The sequence below is a fragment of the Desulfomarina profundi genome, from assembly GCF_019703855.1.
Classification (GTDB): Bacteria; Desulfobacterota; Desulfobulbia; order Desulfobulbales; family Desulfocapsaceae; genus Desulfomarina; species Desulfomarina profundi.
Genome location: NZ_AP024086.1, coordinates 3681184 through 3699922 on the forward strand (window position 1 = coordinate 3681184; position 18739 = coordinate 3699922).

At 46.2% G+C, this 18739-nt stretch carries 16 protein-coding genes and 1 pseudogene; 8 read left to right on the forward strand and 9 right to left on the reverse strand.

Features of this window, described 5'->3' with window-relative positions; genetic code table 11:
- Positions 1-101: 101 nt before the first annotated feature.
- A pseudogene (gene tsaA, locus LO777_RS21255) lies at positions 102-553 on the reverse strand (tRNA (N6-threonylcarbamoyladenosine(37)-N6)-methyltransferase TrmO); the annotation flags it as partial.
- Positions 554-619: 66 nt separating this feature from the next.
- On the opposite strand from tsaA, the gene cbiM reads away from it, so the two are divergent.
- The 7 genes from cbiM (at position 620) to LO777_RS16985 (ending at position 9874) form a co-directional block, all read left to right on the forward strand.
- Positions 620-1231: a cobalt transporter CbiM gene (cbiM, locus tag LO777_RS16955; protein ID WP_228855026.1), complete on the forward strand. Its 612-nt coding sequence runs from the start codon at positions 620-622 to the stop codon at positions 1229-1231.
- 114 nt (positions 1232-1345) lie between these two features.
- Positions 1346-1888, forward strand: coding sequence for a DUF4198 domain-containing protein (locus tag LO777_RS16960; RefSeq protein WP_228855027.1), 543 nt, complete (start codon positions 1346-1348; stop codon positions 1886-1888).
- A 52-nt stretch (positions 1889-1940) separates the two neighbouring features.
- Complete coding sequence (locus LO777_RS16965) at positions 1941-2723, forward strand: DUF4198 domain-containing protein (protein ID WP_228855028.1); 783 nt, start codon at positions 1941-1943, stop codon at positions 2721-2723.
- A gap of 5 nt (positions 2724-2728) precedes the next feature.
- Positions 2729-3475 carry a cobalt ECF transporter T component CbiQ gene (gene cbiQ / locus LO777_RS16970; RefSeq protein ID WP_228855029.1) on the forward strand — a complete coding sequence of 249 codons (747 nt, stop codon included), beginning with the start codon at positions 2729-2731 and terminating at the stop codon, positions 3473-3475.
- Between the two features lie 60 nt (positions 3476-3535).
- Positions 3536-4264 carry an energy-coupling factor ABC transporter ATP-binding protein gene (locus LO777_RS16975; protein ID WP_228855030.1) on the forward strand — a complete coding sequence of 243 codons (729 nt, stop codon included), beginning with the start codon at positions 3536-3538 and terminating at the stop codon, positions 4262-4264.
- 448 nt (positions 4265-4712) lie between these two features.
- On the forward strand, positions 4713-8633 hold the full coding sequence (locus LO777_RS16980) for an ATP-binding protein (protein ID WP_228855031.1): 3921 nt from the start codon (positions 4713-4715) through the stop codon (positions 8631-8633).
- Positions 8633-9874 (forward strand): GAF domain-containing sensor histidine kinase, encoded by a 1242-nt coding sequence (locus LO777_RS16985; protein ID WP_228855032.1) that lies wholly within the window; start codon positions 8633-8635, stop codon positions 9872-9874. The genes LO777_RS16980 and LO777_RS16985 overlap by 1 nt, the downstream gene beginning before the upstream one ends.
- A gap of 20 nt (positions 9875-9894) precedes the next feature.
- On the opposite strand, the gene LO777_RS16990 is transcribed toward LO777_RS16985, so the two are convergent.
- The 8 genes from LO777_RS16990 to LO777_RS17025 all read right to left on the reverse strand — a co-directional run bounded on the left by LO777_RS16990 (position 9895) and on the right by LO777_RS17025 (position 17070).
- Positions 9895-10410 (reverse strand): PaaI family thioesterase, encoded by a 516-nt coding sequence (locus LO777_RS16990; RefSeq protein ID WP_228855033.1) that lies wholly within the window; start codon positions 10408-10410, stop codon positions 9895-9897.
- A 109-nt stretch (positions 10411-10519) separates the two neighbouring features.
- On the reverse strand, positions 10520-10717 hold the full coding sequence (locus LO777_RS16995) for a hypothetical protein (RefSeq protein ID WP_228855034.1): 198 nt from the start codon (positions 10715-10717) through the stop codon (positions 10520-10522).
- 4 nt (positions 10718-10721) lie between these two features.
- Positions 10722-11366 (reverse strand): hypothetical protein, encoded by a 645-nt coding sequence (locus tag LO777_RS17000; protein WP_228855035.1) that lies wholly within the window; start codon positions 11364-11366, stop codon positions 10722-10724.
- An 18-nt stretch (positions 11367-11384) separates the two neighbouring features.
- Positions 11385-11948, reverse strand: a complete 564-nt coding sequence (amrA, locus tag LO777_RS17005; RefSeq protein ID WP_228855036.1) for an AmmeMemoRadiSam system protein A — start codon at positions 11946-11948, stop codon at positions 11385-11387.
- Positions 11949-11964: 16 nt separating this feature from the next.
- The gene (locus LO777_RS17010; protein ID WP_228855037.1) at positions 11965-13008 is read right to left on the reverse strand and encodes a 3-oxoacyl-ACP synthase III; all 1044 of its coding nucleotides are present in this window, start codon (positions 13006-13008) and stop codon (positions 11965-11967) included.
- 72 nt (positions 13009-13080) lie between these two features.
- Positions 13081-14748: a response regulator gene (locus LO777_RS17015; RefSeq protein ID WP_228855038.1), complete on the reverse strand. Its 1668-nt coding sequence runs from the start codon at positions 14746-14748 to the stop codon at positions 13081-13083.
- Positions 14749-14905: 157 nt separating this feature from the next.
- On the reverse strand, positions 14906-16480 hold the full coding sequence (rlmKL, locus tag LO777_RS17020; protein ID WP_228855039.1) for a bifunctional 23S rRNA (guanine(2069)-N(7))-methyltransferase RlmK/23S rRNA (guanine(2445)-N(2))-methyltransferase RlmL: 1575 nt from the start codon (positions 16478-16480) through the stop codon (positions 14906-14908).
- Between the two features lie 8 nt (positions 16481-16488).
- On the reverse strand, positions 16489-17070 hold the full coding sequence (locus tag LO777_RS17025; protein ID WP_228855040.1) for a THUMP domain-containing class I SAM-dependent RNA methyltransferase: 582 nt from the start codon (positions 17068-17070) through the stop codon (positions 16489-16491).
- Between the two features lie 1009 nt (positions 17071-18079).
- Between LO777_RS17025 and LO777_RS17030 the strand changes: the two genes are divergently transcribed.
- Positions 18080-18730, forward strand: a complete 651-nt coding sequence (locus LO777_RS17030) for an OmpA family protein (protein ID WP_228855041.1) — start codon at positions 18080-18082, stop codon at positions 18728-18730.
- Positions 18731-18739 lie beyond the last annotated feature (9 nt).

The window sequence follows — 18739 nt, forward strand, 5'->3', positions numbered from 1 at the left end:
ATTTTGATCTCCGTATAGCCATCCTCTGCTCCGCTGATACAGTCTGAATAAGGGATATACGGTTTAATATCCACAACCGGAGTACCATCCAACAGATCCACACCTGCCAGATCAAGAAATAATTTCCCCTTTTCCCTGCGGATTCCAGCAAGTCTCACTGCAGACATGCCAAGATGGTTCGGTCTGTGGGGAGATCGACTCGCAAAAACCCCCACTCTTTTTTTCCCACCTAGCCGGGGGGACGAACAGTTACTTTCCATCCTTCATCAACAGCACGGTGAAAATAAAACTGGACCCACACATGGGAAAAATTCTCAAGCTCCCGAACCATTTCTTCCCGGTCGAAAGGCGGCAGCAATTCCAGCGAGGCTGTTACTGATGGTGCCATCCCCGGTTGACGGGGAATTCCGAATTTTTCCTTCAGGCAGGAATGAACAACACCCACTCTTTTTACAGTAAATTGTACGTCCATGACACCTCGGTAACACAAATTTAAAAAAAATATTATTATTCTTGACAACAACCATACTGTGCTGTTACGGTAACACAACATTAAAAATCGTAACACTGCCTGAAAACAGTGTCAATCAGAACAGTTTAAGGTCAGGAGCTGTATTTCATGCATATTTCAGAGGGTGTCCTCTCCACACCCGTTCTTATCACTGGGGGAGCAGTTGCCTTTGCGGGCACGGCTGTTGGTCTGAAAAAACTCAATTATGATAAAATAATGAGTGTCAGTCTGCTTACTGCAACATTTTTTGTCGCTTCACTGATTCATGTCCCCCTGGGTCCCGGGAGTGTCCATCTTATCATGGGAGGACTGATGGGACTCCTTCTCGGATGGAGCTGTTTTCCCGCCATTCTCGTAGCCCTTTTTCTCCAGACTGTTTTTTTTCAATTTGGTGGCCTGACTGTCCTTGGAGTTAATACCACAATCATGGCTCTCCCGGCCCTTCTCTGTTACTACCTCTTCCGCCCCTGGCTCAAAAATAACGGTAATAAAAGAAAAATAGCCGCTTTCGGTTGTGGTTTTCTTTCCATCCTGCTCTCATCCATCCTCCAGGCTGTCGCTCTTACAATTACTGACAGTGGTTTCTGGCATGCCGCTCAACTTGTCATCGCAGCCCACATTCCGGTTATGTTTATTGAGGGAATTATTACCATGTTTACCATATCCTTTCTGGCAAAGGTGCAACCTGAATTTCTGCAGATCAGCAAACAGGAAGAATAGCCCCTCCCGACAAAAGGTGATATTATGATCCATATAAACAACTTCTCTCTGAAAATCCCATCACAAAAAATTTTTCCATCGCAGTCGGGACCTTCACTGTCTGTTGCAGTCCTGATGCTTCCAGTTATCCTCATATTACTTACGTCCCTGCCGGCCCGGGCACACAAGGTAAGAATTTTTGCCTGGGAAGAAGGTGGCATAATAAAAACAGAAGCGAAATTCAGCGGCGGAAAACCAGCGAGAAATTCAACTGTTACAGTGACCAGCCAAAAGGAAAATGAGGAAATCCTGAAAGGAAAAACAGATGACAGGGGAGTATTTTCTTTTCCCATTCCGAAGAAAGCAAGAGACAACCAACTGAACCTCAAAATCACCATCAACAGCGGAGACGGTCATAAAAACAGCTGGCTGCTCAACGCAGAGGACTATCTTCCCGGAGTCAGCTCAACTCCCCGTAAAACTGAAAAAATGACAAAGGCTCCTCAGCGGAAACCGGATCAGGAGCAACAGTTGCCAAATGAAGTATTACTGCGAAAAATTATCTCTTCGGAACTAGACAGGCAACTCGGACCAATAAAAAGATCTCTGGCTCTCCAACAGGAAAAGCCGACTTCACTTCAGGATATCCTGGGGGAATCGGCTATATCCTTGGCATAGCCGGAATAGCCGCATATTTTCAAACAAGAAGAAAAGGGGAAAAAAAATTATCATGAAACATGTCAGACAACTTACCTTCGCCGCAACACTTTTGTTTATTTTTTCCACCCAGAACTGCCTTGCCCATTTTGGCATGATTATTCCGGAAAAAAGTATCATTACCCAGGATAAGAAAAACGCAAAATTTGAACTTGCCTTTGCCCACCCTTTTGAAAACAAGGGCATGGATCTGGAAAAACCTGAAAAGTTCACAATGACAGTCAACGGACAGACAACAGATTTAACAGACAACCTGAAAGCCACGACTTTCATGGGTCACAAAGCGTGGAATACAGATATCTCCTTCAAACGTCCCGGTGTTTATGTCTTTGTCATGGAACCCCATCCGTACTGGGAGCCGGCCGAAGACATAAGCATTATTCATTACACCAAAACAATAGTTGCCGCATTCGGCGACGATACAGGCTGGGATGAGCCTGTCGGTCTACCTACGGAAATCGTCCCCCTCACCCGCCCCTTTGGTAATTACGCCGGAAACAGTTTTACCGGTAAGGTTCTTGTAAAAGGTAAACCCGCTGCAGGAGCTGAAGTTGAGGTGGAATACTACAATAAGGGTAATACCCTTCTGGCTCCAGACGACTACCATATCACCCAGGTGGTCAAGGCCGACAGCAATGGAGTTTTCACCTTTACCTGTCCTCGTGCAGGCTGGTGGGGTTTTGCAGCCCTGACTGAAGCCGACTACACCCTTCAGGATCCCGAAGAAAACGATAAGGGTGTGGAAACAGGCGCCGTTCTCTGGATCCACCTGGACAATTTTCAGAAACGAGATTAATTCCAATGAACGAACGTTTTGCCGAAGGTACTTCATCACTGCACCGGAGAGATCCAAAAGCCAAAATCATAGCTGCCACAACTCTTGTCACTGCTTCTGCCATATCAAACAGTTTCACCGTGGCAGCTATGACTCTCCTGCTCGGGATTGTTCTTTTCCTCCTGACCGGGCTGCCGGCCAGGCTTGTCATGAAAAGACTGCTGGCGGTAAACAGTTTTACCCTGTTTTTATGGCTGACTCTCCCTTTTACCTACGATGGCATATCATTCACAGGGACCGGCCCGCTGCACGTTTCTTCCCAAGGTGTGCAACTGGCCGCCCTTATTTCTCTGAAAACAAATGGGATAGTACTGATTCTTATCGCCCTGCTCGGTACTTCGCGAATTGCAAATATAGGCCACGCCCTGGAAGCTCTGCACCTCCCGGAAAGACTCTGTTTTATTCTTCTCTTTTCCTACCGTTATGTTTTCGTCATTCACCAGGAGTACCAGCGCCTTGTCCGTGCAGCAAAGATGCGCTGCTTTGTCCCGGCAACCACCATCCATACCTACCGCACATTCGGTTACCTTTTCGGTATGACCCTGGTAAAAAGCTGGAATCGTGCGGCCCGGGTTCACCAGGCCATGGTGCTGCGCGGGTTTGACGGACATCTCATCCCCCTCTCCAGGGATATATATACACGAGGTGACACAGTTTTTCTGCTTATCAGCACAGCACTCACACTTCTTCTTATTCTGGCTAACTTCGTATGACCTGCACTCCTACGGTCTTTCTTCTTGCCAGAGACGGAAAAATTGTGTAGCTCTCTTTTCATGACAACCACACCTATTATAGAACTGAGAAATATCTCTTACAGTTATCCCCAGGCTCCAAAGCCAATTCTCAAAGATCTGAATTTCTCAATAACAGAGAAAAACTACGGCATTGTCGGCTCCAACGGTTGCGGAAAAACGACCTTTTTTCAAATTATTGTTGGACTTCTAAAACCGGACGAAGGGGAGCTCCTGTTCAAGGGAGCACCCGTCACAGATAAAACCATGCTCAGGGCTCTCAGAAAAGATGTCGGTTTTCTTTTCCAGAGCTCTGATGATCAGCTTTTCTCACCGACAGTTATAGAAGATGTCGCCTTCGGTCCTCTTAACCTTGGCTACCAACCAGCCGAAGCCAGAGAACTTGCCCTTGAAACTCTGAACAAACTGGGACTTTACGGTTTTGAGGAAAGAATCACACACAGGCTTTCAGGGGGAGAGAAAAAACTGGTCGCTCTTGCCACCATCCTGGCCATGAACCCAAAGGTTCTGCTTCTTGATGAACCGACCAACAATCTGGACCCCGAAACAAGGGAGCGTCTCATTACGATTCTGCAGGGACTGGACCAGAACCAGATCATTATCTCCCATGACTGGGATTTTCTCAACAAGACAAATTCTGTCCTTTTCCAGATAGAGCATGGACATATCCACAGGTGTGAAGAAGACCATATTCACGTTCACAGTCATATCCATAAAGCAGGAGCACATCCCCACCGCCATGAACATTGACACCCATTGACGGGTTGTGTCTCTTCAACCCTCACGGACAACACCGAACCCCCCATAACCCGCATTTCTCATGAGCATTGTGTCAATTTTGAGATGAGCTGTAAAATACAAATAATTAGCCAACTATCAGTAGTCGAACAAAATTGACACAATATTCACCCAAGGTCAGCCCAGGCGACGCCATCTTCTGCAATATTTCAAGAGTAAATATAGACCACTATTATTTACTCTTGAAAATTTTGTAACTGACGCCGCCTGAACTGATGAAAAATGCGGGATAACCCTCGCAAAAATATGCAGGATAACCTGTTATAGTTTTTTTGAATCTGGTAAACTGCCAGGAATTTTGCATTGCAGAAACCTGAATCCGCAAGCGATCAATGGTGATGGGAGTTGTTTCTCTTGAACAATTTGATTATCCATGAAACTCAGAAAAAAGGAGCGGACGGTGCACAGACTTGCTGGATATCAAATCACTGATACTGTCTACAACGGCGATACTCACGCAATATACAGGGCGGAAAAAAAACGGGACAACCTTCCCGTTATCCTGAAGTTTTTAAAGGATGACCATCCGGACAACGCCCTTCTTCGTAACTTTGCAAGAGAATATTCAATTATATCCTCCCTCCAGTCAGAACTGATAGTCAGAGCGTACTCTCTTGAAAAGTACAAAAACAGCCTGGTGATGGTCCTTGAAGACTGCGGTCATGTCACCCTCGCAGATATAATCAGTACAGTCAGGAAGAATCTGGAATGGACCCTCGGAATGGCAATCAGGATAACCCAGGCTCTTGAAGTCATTCACCGACATAACATTCTCTTTCTGAACCTCAACCCGTCCAATATTGTTTACAACAGTAAAACCCATTCCATAAAGATAATCAACTTCAGCAGAGCCGCTCTGGACCCTGGAAACGGCATACCAAACACAGACTTGAAAACACGTGAAAAATCACTCGCTTACATAGCTCCCGAACAGACAGGTCATTACGACAAGGTTCTTGACAGCCGTACAGACCTCTACTCTCTCGGGATCACGCTGTACCAGCTATTCACGGGAGAGCTTCCCTTCACAACTGGGGACCCCATTGAACTTCTCCACCACCACCTGGCAACCCAGCCGCCGCCTCCTACCCTTAAGGACCCCTCTCTCCCCAAGGCCATCTCCGGAATAATTCTGAAGCTCCTGAACAAAACACGAAGAAACAGGTACCAGACATGCTCGGGCCTTCTTTCGGATCTGAACAGATGTCAAACAGAGCTCCGGGATACAAAAACCGTAAGCTCCTTTCTACCTGGGGAAAGCGATTTTCATGATAAAATTGTTTTTCCGGAAAAACTCTTCAATCGATCAGAGAACTTCAAACAACTGCAGCAGGCACTTGAAAGAAAAAACGGTGCTCCCGGTGTAATTCTCATTGAAGGGCTGCCGGGCATCGGTAAAACGGAATTGGTTCACAGCTTCACCAGGACCCTGTCTCAACACTCTTTTCTTGTTGTCACCGGAAAGTACAACATGAAGGATCAGGACAGACCCTACACTGCTCTCGTAAAAATAATGCAGACACTCATCAGCAGAATACTCACCGGGAACAGAGATTCAATCCGCAGCTGGCAACAGAGAATTGAAGAGAAACTTCAGGAAAACTGTCAGGTTTTGACTGATATTATTCCTGACCTCGAACACATTATCGGGAAACATCCTGCCCCGCGCCCCCTCAGCCCCTTTGAAACCGAACAACGACTTTTACGACTATGTCAGGATTTTCTCTCTCTTTTTGCCTCACCGGAAAGGTCTCTTGTCATAGTGCAGGATAATATTCACAGGGCTGACAGATCGACTCTCAAGCTCATGGGTAAGCTGCTCACTTCCAGCTCATTAAAAAACGTTTTCTTTATCTTATGCTACAGAAACAACGAGGTGAAAAAGGACCATCCTTTTTACAAGACACTGGAAACCGTCAGAAAATCTACCCTGAACCTCACAATAATAGCCCCCCCTCCTCTGGAAAAAAAACATGTCGTCCAGCTCCTGTCCCAGTTACTGCTCTCCCGGGAGGAAAAGGTAGAGCAGATTGCCCGGATCTGCCTTACTAAAACAGGCGGTAACCCGTTTTTCCTGAAGCAATTCATTCACTCCATGAACCAGAAAAAACATCTGTTTTTTGAGAGTGAAACCGGAAAATGGAACTGGGATCTCCACGAAATCAACCGCACAGAACTCTCAGAAAATATTGCTGACATTCTGACCCAGAGAATACAGACGCTGCCTGTCGCTACCGCTGAATTGCTGCAAAGCGGCGCTTGTATAGGGAAATCATTTTCCCTGAAGATGCTTATGGCGGTTGTTGACAAAGAGTTGGATGAAATCCTGCCGCTTATCGAAGATCTCTGTTCCGATGGCCTGTTGATTGCCGATAACACCCTGAACAATAACAGAAATCCTGAGACGAGGATCATTTTCGGCCACGAGCAGATACAGGAACTGGCATATTCCTTTCTAAATAAGGATAAAAAAGAGAAAATTCATCTGAAAATCGGTCGATTTCTTCAGAAACAGGCGCATTCCACAACCATAGAAGACACCGATTTTGATACAGTTTTTCACCTGAACATGGGGGTTTCTCTGATAACTTCACCAGACGAAAAACTTGAGCTTGCCAGAGCCAACCTGAGGGCTGCCCGGAAGGCTAAAAACACGGCATCCAGGGAAACAGCCTTTTTGTACCTGCAGACAGCACTCTCCCTGCTGCCGGAAAACTGCTGGGAAGAACATTACGACCTCGCCCTGGAGGTTCACACAGAAGCCAGCGAAGCCGCATATCTCAACAGGGAATACGGGGAAACAGACAGGCTTTTTTCCATAATCTGCCAAAAGGCAAAAACCTTTCCAGACAAGATAGACGCTTACCATATCAGGGCAAAAGCCCAGAAGTCCAACTATCAACTCGCAGAGTGTGTTGAAACCTGCCTTGAGGCACTGGACAAGCTTGGAGTACGTCTTCCACAAAATCCATCCTCCCTTCTGTCCGCAATCCTGTTTCTCCGAACGCGTATTCTAGTGGCGGGCAAGGGGTTGGATTACCTGGAAAAACTGCCGGATGCAACTGATTCATCCTCCAGGGAGGCCATGAAATTTCTCATGGAAATCAGCACTGCTGCCTATTGCTCACGCCCGAAACTCCTCCCGTTTATTACCCTCAAAACAATCCACCTCTCACTGAAATACGGAAACACACCCTTTGCGCTTATGGCAGGATACCCCACCTACGGACTTCTTCTCTGCAGTTTTCCGGGAAGAAGCATTAAAACAGGCTATGCCTTTAGTAAACTAGCCCACAATGTTTCAATTCTTTACGGGAACAGATCCAAAACAGTACATTCCTGTTACATGGTCAATAACCTGATTGCCCACTGGAAAGACCATATAAAAACGACACTCTCTCCACTCCTGGCAACGTTTAAGAAATGCAGGGAACTTGGAGAACTTGAACTGGCTGTCAACGCCGCATACTCCTACTCCCATCGCCTGTATCACCTTGGTCATAACCTCAACAGAACCCAGCAGGAATTAACTATTTACCGGGAAGAAATTGAAAGACATGCACAGCCCATCACTCTTTACCGCCAGAACATGTACTGTCAGGCTGTCAGTAACCTCCGGGGGAAAAGCGATTTCCCGGAACTTTTCCTGGGAGAATTCTACAACGAAGAGGAAATGATACCCCTTCATATGGCAAGTAATGATTTCACCTCATTGTTTCAGCTCTACCTCCTGAAGACCATCCACTCCTATCTCTTTGAACACTTCAGCAAGGCCCTCAACTGCTCAAACCGGGCTAAAAAATGGCTACCTGCGGTCTTTGCCTCTATTGTTGTCCCCATTTTCTATTTCTACGATTCTCTCGTTCGCCTGGCCCTGTATGAAAAAACTTCACAGGGGAAACGACTTCATTTCCGTTTTACGATTGCGTCAAACCAGAGCAAGATGAAAAACTGGGCAAAATACTCTCCCGACAATTATCACCATAAGTATATTCTTGTTGAAGCGGAAAGGGCCAGAGTAACAGGAAATCACCTTCAGGCTGTAAGGCTCTATGACCAGGCAATCAAGGAGGCAGAAAACTCAGGCTACATCCAGGAGAAAGCCCTCGCCCTTGAACTGGCTTCCCGCTACTATACCTCTCTTGATCAGAATCATCTTGCCAGGCCGTATGCAAAAGAGGCCAGATACTGTTACTACAGGTGGGGCGCAACAACTAAAGTTCGACAAATGGACAGGCAGAACAGCCATTCTTACCATGCACCGGACGATATCATAGCAAGAGACATCCTTTCCATTGAGACAGGCCCCGGTTTGACGTGATGGCCATCTTCAAGGCATCACAGGTTTTGACTGAAGAAACCACCTTTTATGAACTCCTTAAAAAGGTTTTGAAAATTCTCCTTGAAAGCTCAGGAGCCCAGCGAGGTGTCCTGGTTTTCAGGGAAGGTGATGATTGGCAGATAAAAGCTGTCGGGACCCGGGGAAGCAAACAGATTGAACTTCCGCGAACCATGGCTGTCGATTCCCAGCAGAATGCCTCCAGCGCAATACTGAATTATGTCATTCAAACCCGAAACAGTGTGATCCTTGACGATGCGACCCGTGAGGGGCTGTTCACAGACGACAGGTATATAATAGAAAAAAGACCCCGCTCAATACTCTGTAAACCGCTCTTTTACAGAAACAACCTCATCTGTATTATTTACCTCGAAAACAACCTGACCACCCAGGCCTTCTCCCCCGACAGGCAGGAGCTGATCAGACTTCTTGGCGATCAGGCTGCGATCAACATCCGAAACTCCAAACTGTTCAGTGAACTTGAAAACACGGTGGTGGAGCTGAATGAAGAGATAGAAAAACGAAAGAAAATACAGCTTCAGCTCCTGCACTCTGAAAAATTGAGTGCATTGGGGCGCCTGTCCTCCTCAATCGCCCACGAGTTCGGCAACCCCCTTATGGGGGTAAAATATCTACTTTCCGATCTGGTTGAACGTCCCGGTTTGAACAGTGAAGACAGGGATCTCATCGAACTCGGCATCGAGGAATGTGATCGAATGAAAAAACTGCTCAAAGACATAGGCCAGTTCAATAAACCGACATCGGGGAAAAAAGAGAGCATCAGCCTTCACAACCTGATGGACAATGTCCTATTGCTCCAGCATAAATTTCTGAAATCCCGCAATCTGGAAATAAAAAGAAACTACAGGGCCACCCATGATGAAATTTACGCTGTTCCGGACCAGATCAGCCAGGTACTGCTGAACCTGACAATCAACGCGGCTGACGCAACTCCCCAGGCAGGAGGAACCATTACGGTAACAACAGAAAACAGAGATGAGGAAATTCTTCTCTCCATTAAGGACATGGGAACAGGAATAGACCCGGCCATCCGCGACAATATTTTCGAACCGTTCTTTTCAACAAAACACGCGGAAGACGGTACAGGACTTGGACTGTCAATATCCTACGGAATTGTCAATCAACACCAGGGAACTCTCTCTTTTGAATCCGAACCGGGAAAAGGTACCGTTTTCACACTGACCCTCCCCCGGACAGACTGAAGACACACGTTTACCTGAAATCAGGTTCGCGCTATCTCAATATATTCAGGATCGTCAGGGGACTCATCAACAACCCACTCCTCCCCTTCGTGGTCAAATTCAGCAATTTTTTCGATATCCATCTTCAGGTACCGGCCTTTTCCCTCAATAGCAACCGTACCATCCCCGAGAAGAATTTCGCCAACCCCGTTAAAAGAACGATGACCCTCCTTCTCGATTCGGGCAACTACTTTAATTTCCTCTCCGATTGGAACTGGTTTTCTCAACTTCATGGAAAACTCCAGGGTGACCCCCCAGACATCTCCTGAATGGGCAAACATAATTGCCCTGCCTATGGTTTCATCCAGAATTGTGGCGGCAATACCACCGTGCAATCTACCAGGATATCCCTGATGTTCATTCTGGGGAGTGAAAACTCCAACAAGGCTCCCATCCTCCAGTTCATAAAATCTGCTTTTCAGTCCAAAACCATTTTCAAGTCCGCAGACAAAACACATTTTTGAATTGGGTTGCTTTTTCTTTACCTTTAAACGCATATATTTTCTCCATTCGTTTTCGAATATCTCAACTCAACTACAGGCTCTCAACAGTATCTCTATCAGGTTCATAGCCGTTGCAGATCAGGATAGTACGGAAAAACCCTTATTACCTGCGATTGAGATTACACGCCTGGGTTACAGAAAGAGCTGTCTCCAGATTTTTAAAGAAAGTCAACGCCTCTCTGTTATTTTCATCCCTGGCCAGTAGTGCCTCATATGTGGTGAACAACCGGACGAGAACATGTCCCACTTCTTCCTCGTCAATCTCGCCGATTGCCTCCCAGAGCTCTCCGGTATTTATCATGACTTTATCCACTCTTCGCAGGATTCTTCCTCTCACAAAAAAGCGAGGGGATCGTTGGTGGCCCCTTGATAATCATCTGGGCAATTGTCAGTTTTACCTTGGGTAAAAGATGTCTCCGCCGGTCAAGCAGCTCCCCTTCCAGTTGAGCCAACCTGTGAAGCATTGGTGTTCGATCAACACTCAAATCCCCGGTTTTTGTGTCTATCTTCTCCACAATATTCTGACAGTGAAAACATCCCGGAAAATGCAGAACCCGACCATCCGGTCTTCTTATCCGGGCAGGCACCCCATGGGTCCTGCAGACAAGCATTCTGTGTTCGTAAAGAATACAGAGACCCTCCCTGTTGAGGGGACACATCACCTGTGGCCGTTCTCCCCTTGCCTCAGCTTCGGCACAACACCGAATATATTCCCCCGCCTTCATTTCAATCTCTGCAAGAGACTCAGGCTCTAGTTTCTGCAGTCCCATCCAGAGATAGGCCCACTCCACATATGTGTGATGAAGAAAGTAGGAGTCGCAGCAGTTATCAGGACAGTCTCTACAGGAAAAGACCAGTTCTCCGGCAACACGGTCATATTCTTCCTCCAGTTTCCTGTAAATTTCCTGCAGTTTCTTCAGTAACTCAGGGGGCAATACAATTTTTTTCATTTTTTTAATTCCGTCCGCTCAGGAAAAACTCTGAACCGTATATGTTTTTATCTCCATTATTTTTTCCTGAAATGCCGATGGATCAATTCCCGCCTTTCTGCAGAGATTTTCCAGGAAGATTCCGGCTGATGGCAACTGATCCCACACCTGGGGAAGAAAAGTGGCCCTTTTCCCGCCATCTTGAAGGATAACACCATCAACTCCAGGCCTCAGTCGTTTGAGAAGTTCCTCCGGATATTCGTATTCCAAAGGGACAGGGGTTGACAGAACGGAAACCTCGATCGTTGTTTCAGCAAATTCCTTCCGGTTGAGAGGAGAAAAACGAAAATCATTAAAGGCGGCATTGACAGCATTTTCAGCAACATCCTCCCACAATGTTGTTACCGGTTCAAGTTTCCCTATGCACCCACGCAGGTTTCCGGAGAGTTTCAGGGTTACAAAACTGGCTCCTTTTTCCTTAAAATCCGGATCATCAGGCGTGGCAGGTATTGTTTTCTTTCCGTCCAGGTAAGAATCAATAACTGTTTCTGCAAGTGTAACCAGTTTCTTTCCCTGCTCCTGTGTCAAGTTCCCAATAGACATGAAATGCTCCTCGCTCCTACTCCGTCCACTCAACACCGAGCATCATACAATTAATACCGCTGCCGATACCAAGAAGGGCTGCTCTTTCCCCCGGTTTGAAAATACGTTGTTCGAGGGCCATGGCCATGGTTATCGGGGCGGAAACGGAACCAACATTTCCCAGATCAGCCAAAGTTTCAAAATTCTTTTTTTCATCAAGATCAAGCTTTTCAAACAGCAACCTTGCATGGGCAGATCCCACTTGGTGACAGAAGAAATGATGAATCATCTCCCCCGACCATCCCTCTTTTCCTGAAAAAGCCTCCCAGGTCAGAAGAGCCGTCTCAACACCCCGGTAGAGCAACTCCTCCGAGTCGGTGGCCATCAATGTGGTTCCCGGACCACTCTGCCCCCCGTGACAGAGATCGGAGTGGGCTGTATTGGCCCTCCAGGAACCATGAACCAACCGAAGCCCCCGTTCCCCTTTTGTCACCCGCTTCATATACAGCCCCATGGAACCGGAGCCTATGGTGAGGGAGGCAAACGCAGGTTTAATTGACTTCCTGGTCAGGTCCGGGTCAGCAAGCAGTGAAAGTATTGTGGACTCAAGCAGTTGTTCAGCTGTTTCTCCCGATACAACCAGGCCATTTTTTACCTGGCCAAGTTCAATCATGTTTGCCAGCATGACCATTCCATCCAGAAAACCCAGGCAGGCATTTGAAATATCAAAGAGAAGACAGGAAGATGAGAGTCCCAGTCTGTTATGAACAAAAGAAGCTGTTGCAGGTTCCATCATATCCCGGGAAACTGAAGTGAAAATCAGACATTCAATATTTTCCGGAGATATTCCACCATTGGCAAGAACTTTTTTTCCAGCAAGGGTCGCCGCGTCACTTGGTCTTGTCCGATCCGACCATAAACGCCGCTCCCGGATTCCACTCATAAGCTCAAGCCTTCCGGCGGGAAGACGAAGTCTTTCATACAAAGGTGAAAGTCTTTTTTCAATTTCTTCCGAACTGACAACCCTGGGGGGTAATTCATACCCGAAGGTGTCAAGACAGACATGATCATAATGTATCATTGGGTGTTGTAAATATGTTTCCACACCGGCTCGTTCACCGGTGATTTCGGGTATTCTTCTTTTTCAGTGGTATCAGTCTCTTTTAAACCGTTCCAGTTCTTTTTTAATCCTGTCCTCAGTAAAAGAACCGGTAATAAATGTATCAAAACCGTTCTCCCTGTTTTCCTCAAAACCGCTCTCCCCGGAAATACCGACGACAACAGCCTGGCGTCCGGAATATTCCTCCAACTGCCTGATAATATTAACAGCACTGTACCAGTCGGAAACTGAACCGGATATATCAAAAATAATCAAGTCAAAATGGGAAAGGGACGCTTCATACATTGCAGTCCGCCTGCTCTCGGCAATAGTCACCATCCAACCGGATTCCACCAGTACTCGAACCAGAATCTGCTGCCTTTCCAGTTCACTTACCACAACAAGGGCTTTACGTGTAATATGTTTGTTCAGGATATCAATAAGCTGGTCCCTGTCGACCGGTTTGGGGAGATAATCATCCATACCCGCCTGCAGACACCTCTCCCTGTCGCCGGGCATAGCCAGGGCCGTTAAGGCGATCACAGGAACATGCTCACCTTTTTCTTTCTCCAAAGCCCTTATCTTTCTGGTGGCCTCAAGGCCATCCACCCCATCCATCTGCACATCCATTAACACAGCATGATATTTACCACGGCACCGCTCTTTTACAGCCTCCTCTCCAGATTCCACTGATGTGACCTCAACATTCAACTGATTTAGAACAGTTTCGAGAAGAACCCTGTTGATATGCTCATCCTCCGCCAGAAGTACCCGGGCTCCCTTCAGGGCATAGGTGTTTTTTTCCTCAATGTTTTCAAAAACCCGGCTTCCCCTGTCCTCCACAGTATACAGATCCGACACCTCCCTGACTGGTACCTTGAACCAGAAAACAGAACCGTCGGGGCCGGAAGAAAACCCAACTCTTCCCCCCATGATATCAACAAGATGGGAAGCTATCGTCAATCCAAAACCTCCGGAACCCACAACAAGAGGTTGAAAAGAGTTCTTTATCTTCCTGTTAAAGTAACCGCTGATCAACGCACGACTCCGCTCGTCAAGACCACAGCCACTGTCAATCACAGAAAATTTGAGGATCAGGTTGTTCTTCCTGTCATATCCGTCATGTTCAATCCTTATTTCAACCTGTCCCTGTTCTGTATATTTTATGCCATTATTGACAAGTCCGGACAGGACCTGAACTATTCTTTCCGGATCTCCATTCACATGGGTGGGAACATCCGGCCCGATATGACAGGAAAAATCAAGACCCTTTCCCTCCGCCTCAAGCATTGACAGATAAAGATCATTATCCAGCTTTTCCTTGAGATTAAAATCCTCCTCCCTGAGTTCCAGCAGGCCGCATTCTATTTTTGAATAATCCAGAATTCGGTTCACAACCCCCTGCAGTCTCTCCACGGAGGATGACACCATTTCCAGGTAATCTCTTTGTCGGTCCGAAAGATCAGTTTCAAAAACAAGCCCCATCATCCCCACAACACCGTTGATTGAAGAGCGAACCTCGTGATTGACATTTTCAAGAAAAGTGTTTTTTACATGGCAGGACGAGCGGTCAGAATCCGGAAAACCCCTTACCCCATCTCCGGCGGCATGCAAAACGGACCGGCACGCCCTGTTTTTCAAAATCTCATTTGTTTTCTTTTGCTCACTGATCTGTCTTTTCAGGTTTGCCACCTGCTCTTTGAGTCTGTCAATCTCAGCCACTCTGCCCCCCTCTTTTTATCTGAAAACCCTGCCACAGAAGGTATTTTTGTCGCAGTCGGGTTTTCATTACTCTGTTGTTGCCGAACCATTTGGTCCGGCCATGCCGGTTTATCTGAAAAAGCTGCCTCAGAAGACCTGTTTTGCCGTAGTTGGGTTTTTATTGTCTTTTCTGGGAATCCGTATTCCTGACCTCCCAGCATTTATGGATTTTACTGTTTCTCGAAAAATCAAAGGGAATGGTATCCTTACTGATATCTCTCAGGAAAAAGAGTTCTTGAAGGCGCGGGTCAAGGGAAAATTTTCTGAAATTTGTTGAAAAAAACAATATACCGGAAGGTTCAAGACGTGACATGGCAAGTTTAATAAGTTGAAAATGATCCCTTTGAATATCAAAAAACCTTTTTTCTTTTCTTGTGTTCGAAAAGGTAGGCGGGTCCACGAAGATCAAACCATACTTTCCCTTGTCCTGCCTGAGCCAGTCCATACCATCAGCCCGGATAATTCGGTGAGTCCCCTCACAGAACCCGTTGAGAGCCAGATTCAACCTCGACCATTCCGTATAGGTTGCAGAAAGGTCAACTGTTGTTGTCATTACCGCACCCCCTGCCGCAGCCTGGAGTGTGGCGCTTCCCGTATACCCGAAAAGATTAAGGAATTTCCTGCCACCGGCTACCCTGAAAATTCTTTCTCTGATTGGGCGGTGATCAAGAAACAACCCCGTATCCAGGTAATCAGTAAAATTGACAAGAAAGGAACAGGCCCCTTCCCTTACCTCATAAAGCTTTCTTTTGTTACTCTTTTTCTGATACTGTTTTTTTCCCTTCTGTCTCTCTCGTGTTTTTATAAAAATTCTATCAGAACGAACACCCAGCACATCCCTTACCTGTCTGACAGCGAGTTTAAACCTTTTCCGCGCCAGTTCCCTGTCAATTGTTTTAGGTGGGGCATACTCTTGAATATGAACCCATTTTTCATAAAGATCAATACTGATATTATATTCCGGTAAATCCCTGTCATATATTCTGAAACAGAAAACCGACTCCTTTGCCGCCCATCTGATGGTTTTTTTCAGGTTTTTCCTTAACCGATTTGCAAATTCATTGTCTGTCCGCTCCTGTTGTGGCAGGTTCCACAGGAAGGATGTGGGCGGTGACCTGTCAATTCTGCCAACAAGCAGTCTGCAGGGCAAAGATCCGTTAAAAAGATGAAACCGTTTTTTCCAGACAAGGTTAAAACGATCACCCAGGTCCGCATTTGATATAAAAACCCCGACATCCCACCCTGGAAAAGAAAGACTGCACTTCCTGCCAAAAGCCCGGTACAACCACGAAACCTGCTCCACCTCCGAAAGCCGCTCACCGTAAGGGAGGTTGGAGAGGATCATTCCCTGGGTTGCCGGAGACTGAAGCGTTGCCAGTTCCGCCCGTTTAATGGTTATTTTCTCTTCCAACCCAGCTCTTGAAATGTTCTCTCTTGCACTTTTTATGACGACAGGATCACAGTCGTATCCGATCATAACCGGCCACTTTCTGGCAAGACCCGCCTCTTCCCGGAAAACAGCTTCATCTACCAGACCCTGCCATAATTTCGAGTCATGTTGCAGCCAACCCATAAAACCGAAATAAGACCTGGATAATCCCGGCGCGGAATCCCCGAACATCAGTGCAGCTTCAATCAATATTGTTCCTGTTCCGCACATGGGGTCAAGCAGGGGTTTTGAGCTTTCTGCCAACCACCCGCTTAAACCGACAAGGGCCGCAGCCAGGGTTTCCTTAAGAGGTGCAATGCCCCGGATACCCGATAACCCCGGCGGTGGAGACTTTCTCCGGAAAGATCTATGAAAACGTCTGCTACTGAATTCTGGATGTGAATATGAATTTTGACTCCCGGCCTGTTTTTTTCCACTGAGGGTCGTCTACCCTCTTTTTGTCGAAAAAAATCAACAAGCGCATCCTTCACTTTCAAGGCAGCATATCTGCTGTGGGTAATTTTGCCTTTTCCGGAAAGGGTACATTCAACCGCAAAAGTGGTTTCCACTGCAAGGTGACTGTCCCAGGGAATATCCATACACTCCCGGTATAACTCTTCTTCATCTGTGGCTTTTATCCTGTGCAGGTGCAGCAGAATTTTTGATGAAAATCTGGACCAGAGACAAGCCCTGTAAGCTGACTCCAGCGAACCTTCCCAGGAAAGAATTCCTCTGCCACAGGTGATTTTCTCACCACCGAATATACGGATTTCCTCCTCAACCAGAGTTTCCAGACCGACGGCGCAGATGGCAGTGAGGCTTTTTTTTCTGTTCCTGTTTTCTCTCTTTTTCATTGGTTTTTTTGAACTTGAATTCGGCGTTTCAGAAAATGATTGCCTTGCCCTCATGTTTTTTTCACACTGGAACTGATATTGCATTCAAGAGAAACCGTAAAGAGGGCTACCGTGGTTCCCCGTGCTATTGGCAATACCATTATCAACCCGGATCAGCAACAGATAAAAATTTCCGGTCTCCAGCGGCTTTAGCCTGCATTTCTCATCAGTTCAGGCGGCGTCAGCTTCAAAATTTTCAACAGTAAATAATAGTGACCTATATTTGCTGTTGAAATATTGCAGAAGATAGTGTCGCCTGGGCTGACCTTGGGTGAACATTGTGTAAATTTTGGTCGATTACCGATAGCTGACTAATTATTTGTATTCTACAGCTATTCTCAAAATTGACACAATGTTCATGAGAAATGCGGGTTAGTGCCTTACTTCTGAATTTCTGTCATAAAAAACAAGAAAACAGGGAAGGTGTTTTGAAATCAAATGGTTAGGTTTATTTCCATGGCACTTATACCCCCTTGTGGGATGTTAGTTTTTTTGTTACCAGTTCCTGAACTTTCAGTATGTTATGGCCTGAAAACCAAAAAGTCGCCACGAATCCCGGAGTTTATTCTTGACCTCTCAATTAATACGACTAAACTGTATCCTGTTATCCATGAAGCTCAGCCAAGCTGGAGATATGCCTGCTTTTCGGCCTGACCTGCAGTCAAAATCAAAAAAAACTGATTGGGAGCAAGTGCAAAGGTCAAAAGCAGACACACAGGCTCAGTTTTGCGGATAATCAGGAAACTGTTTTGTAAGCGTAAAAATTAATTGCTGTTCACCTTTATTTTCCCGGAAATAATATTCGGCGTGCAAATATTGCAATCGACAATGACAGTTTCCAGGGCACAGTCGCATCCAATGATTCAGCAACAACAAAGTAATGAAAATCAGACTGCGGCAGAACGATCTTTAATCGCAGGATTTTCAGCTAAACCCTTTCAATCTTGACTCTGGAGAAACAGGAGAAATCATGAAAAACAAACCATTCACATCTCTCTTACTTTTATTCCTTCTTGGTTCACTTGTTCTTTTCGGGGCTGGCTGCAGTAAAAAAACTGTGGTTCCTCCGGGGGTTGATGGAGAAACAGGTTCAACCCTGTCCGGCGGAAAAGACATACATTATCCTCCCGCCGAAGATGGAGAATATTCCGAACAGAATCTTCCTGCTGTAGGTACCCTGGATGACACCAATATGGAAGACACAACCGTTAGTGGATCCAATGGGGCTGCAGAAACTGTTGCCCCGGAAGATCAGACCATGGAATATAAACAGGTCCATGGCAGGTCCTCTGCTAACCTTTTCCCCATCTATTTTGACTTCGATCAGGCCGGAATAAAGCCGGATATGGAAGATATTCTGATTCAGAATGCCAGATATATCCAGTCAATTCCAGGGACAACAATTATTATCGAGGGAAATTCCGACGAAAGAGGAACAAATGAATACAACCTAGCCCTGGGAGAAAGACGAGCTATCAATACACGTCAATTTCTCATTAACCTCGGGGTAGATCCCGTAAGGATACGAACCCTGTCTTTTGGTGAAGAAAAACCGCTTTTTCTGGAACAGAATGAAGAAAGTTACAGGTTGAACAGACGGGCAGATTTTGTAGTGAAGTAAAAATCTGAT

Excerpts from the sequence above, each read along its gene's own strand:
- cbiM (WP_228855026.1), top strand. The coding sequence starts at position 620 with ATGCATATTTCAGAGGGTGTCCTCTCCACACCCGTTCTTATCACTGGG.
- LO777_RS16960 (WP_228855027.1), top strand. The coding sequence starts at position 1,346 with ATGCTTCCAGTTATCCTCATATTACTTACGTCCCTGCCGGCCCGGGCA.
- LO777_RS16965 (WP_228855028.1), top strand. The coding sequence starts at position 1,941 with ATGAAACATGTCAGACAACTTACCTTCGCCGCAACACTTTTGTTTATT.
- cbiQ (WP_228855029.1), top strand. The coding sequence starts at position 2,729 with ATGAACGAACGTTTTGCCGAAGGTACTTCATCACTGCACCGGAGAGAT.
- LO777_RS16975 (WP_228855030.1), top strand. The coding sequence starts at position 3,536 with ATGACAACCACACCTATTATAGAACTGAGAAATATCTCTTACAGTTAT.
- LO777_RS16985 (WP_228855032.1), top strand. The coding sequence starts at position 8,633 with ATGGCCATCTTCAAGGCATCACAGGTTTTGACTGAAGAAACCACCTTT.
- LO777_RS16990 (WP_228855033.1), bottom strand. The coding sequence starts at position 10,410 with ATGCGTTTAAAGGTAAAGAAAAAGCAACCCAATTCAAAAATGTGTTTT.
- LO777_RS16995 (WP_228855034.1), bottom strand. The coding sequence starts at position 10,717 with ATGATAAATACCGGAGAGCTCTGGGAGGCAATCGGCGAGATTGACGAG.
- LO777_RS17000 (WP_228855035.1), bottom strand. The coding sequence starts at position 11,366 with ATGAAAAAAATTGTATTGCCCCCTGAGTTACTGAAGAAACTGCAGGAA.
- amrA (WP_228855036.1), bottom strand. The coding sequence starts at position 11,948 with ATGTCTATTGGGAACTTGACACAGGAGCAGGGAAAGAAACTGGTTACA.
- LO777_RS17010 (WP_228855037.1), bottom strand. The coding sequence starts at position 13,008 with ATGATACATTATGATCATGTCTGTCTTGACACCTTCGGGTATGAATTA.
- LO777_RS17025 (WP_228855040.1), bottom strand. The coding sequence starts at position 17,070 with ATGAAAAAGAGAGAAAACAGGAACAGAAAAAAAAGCCTCACTGCCATC.
- LO777_RS17030 (WP_228855041.1), top strand. The coding sequence starts at position 18,080 with ATGAAAAACAAACCATTCACATCTCTCTTACTTTTATTCCTTCTTGGT.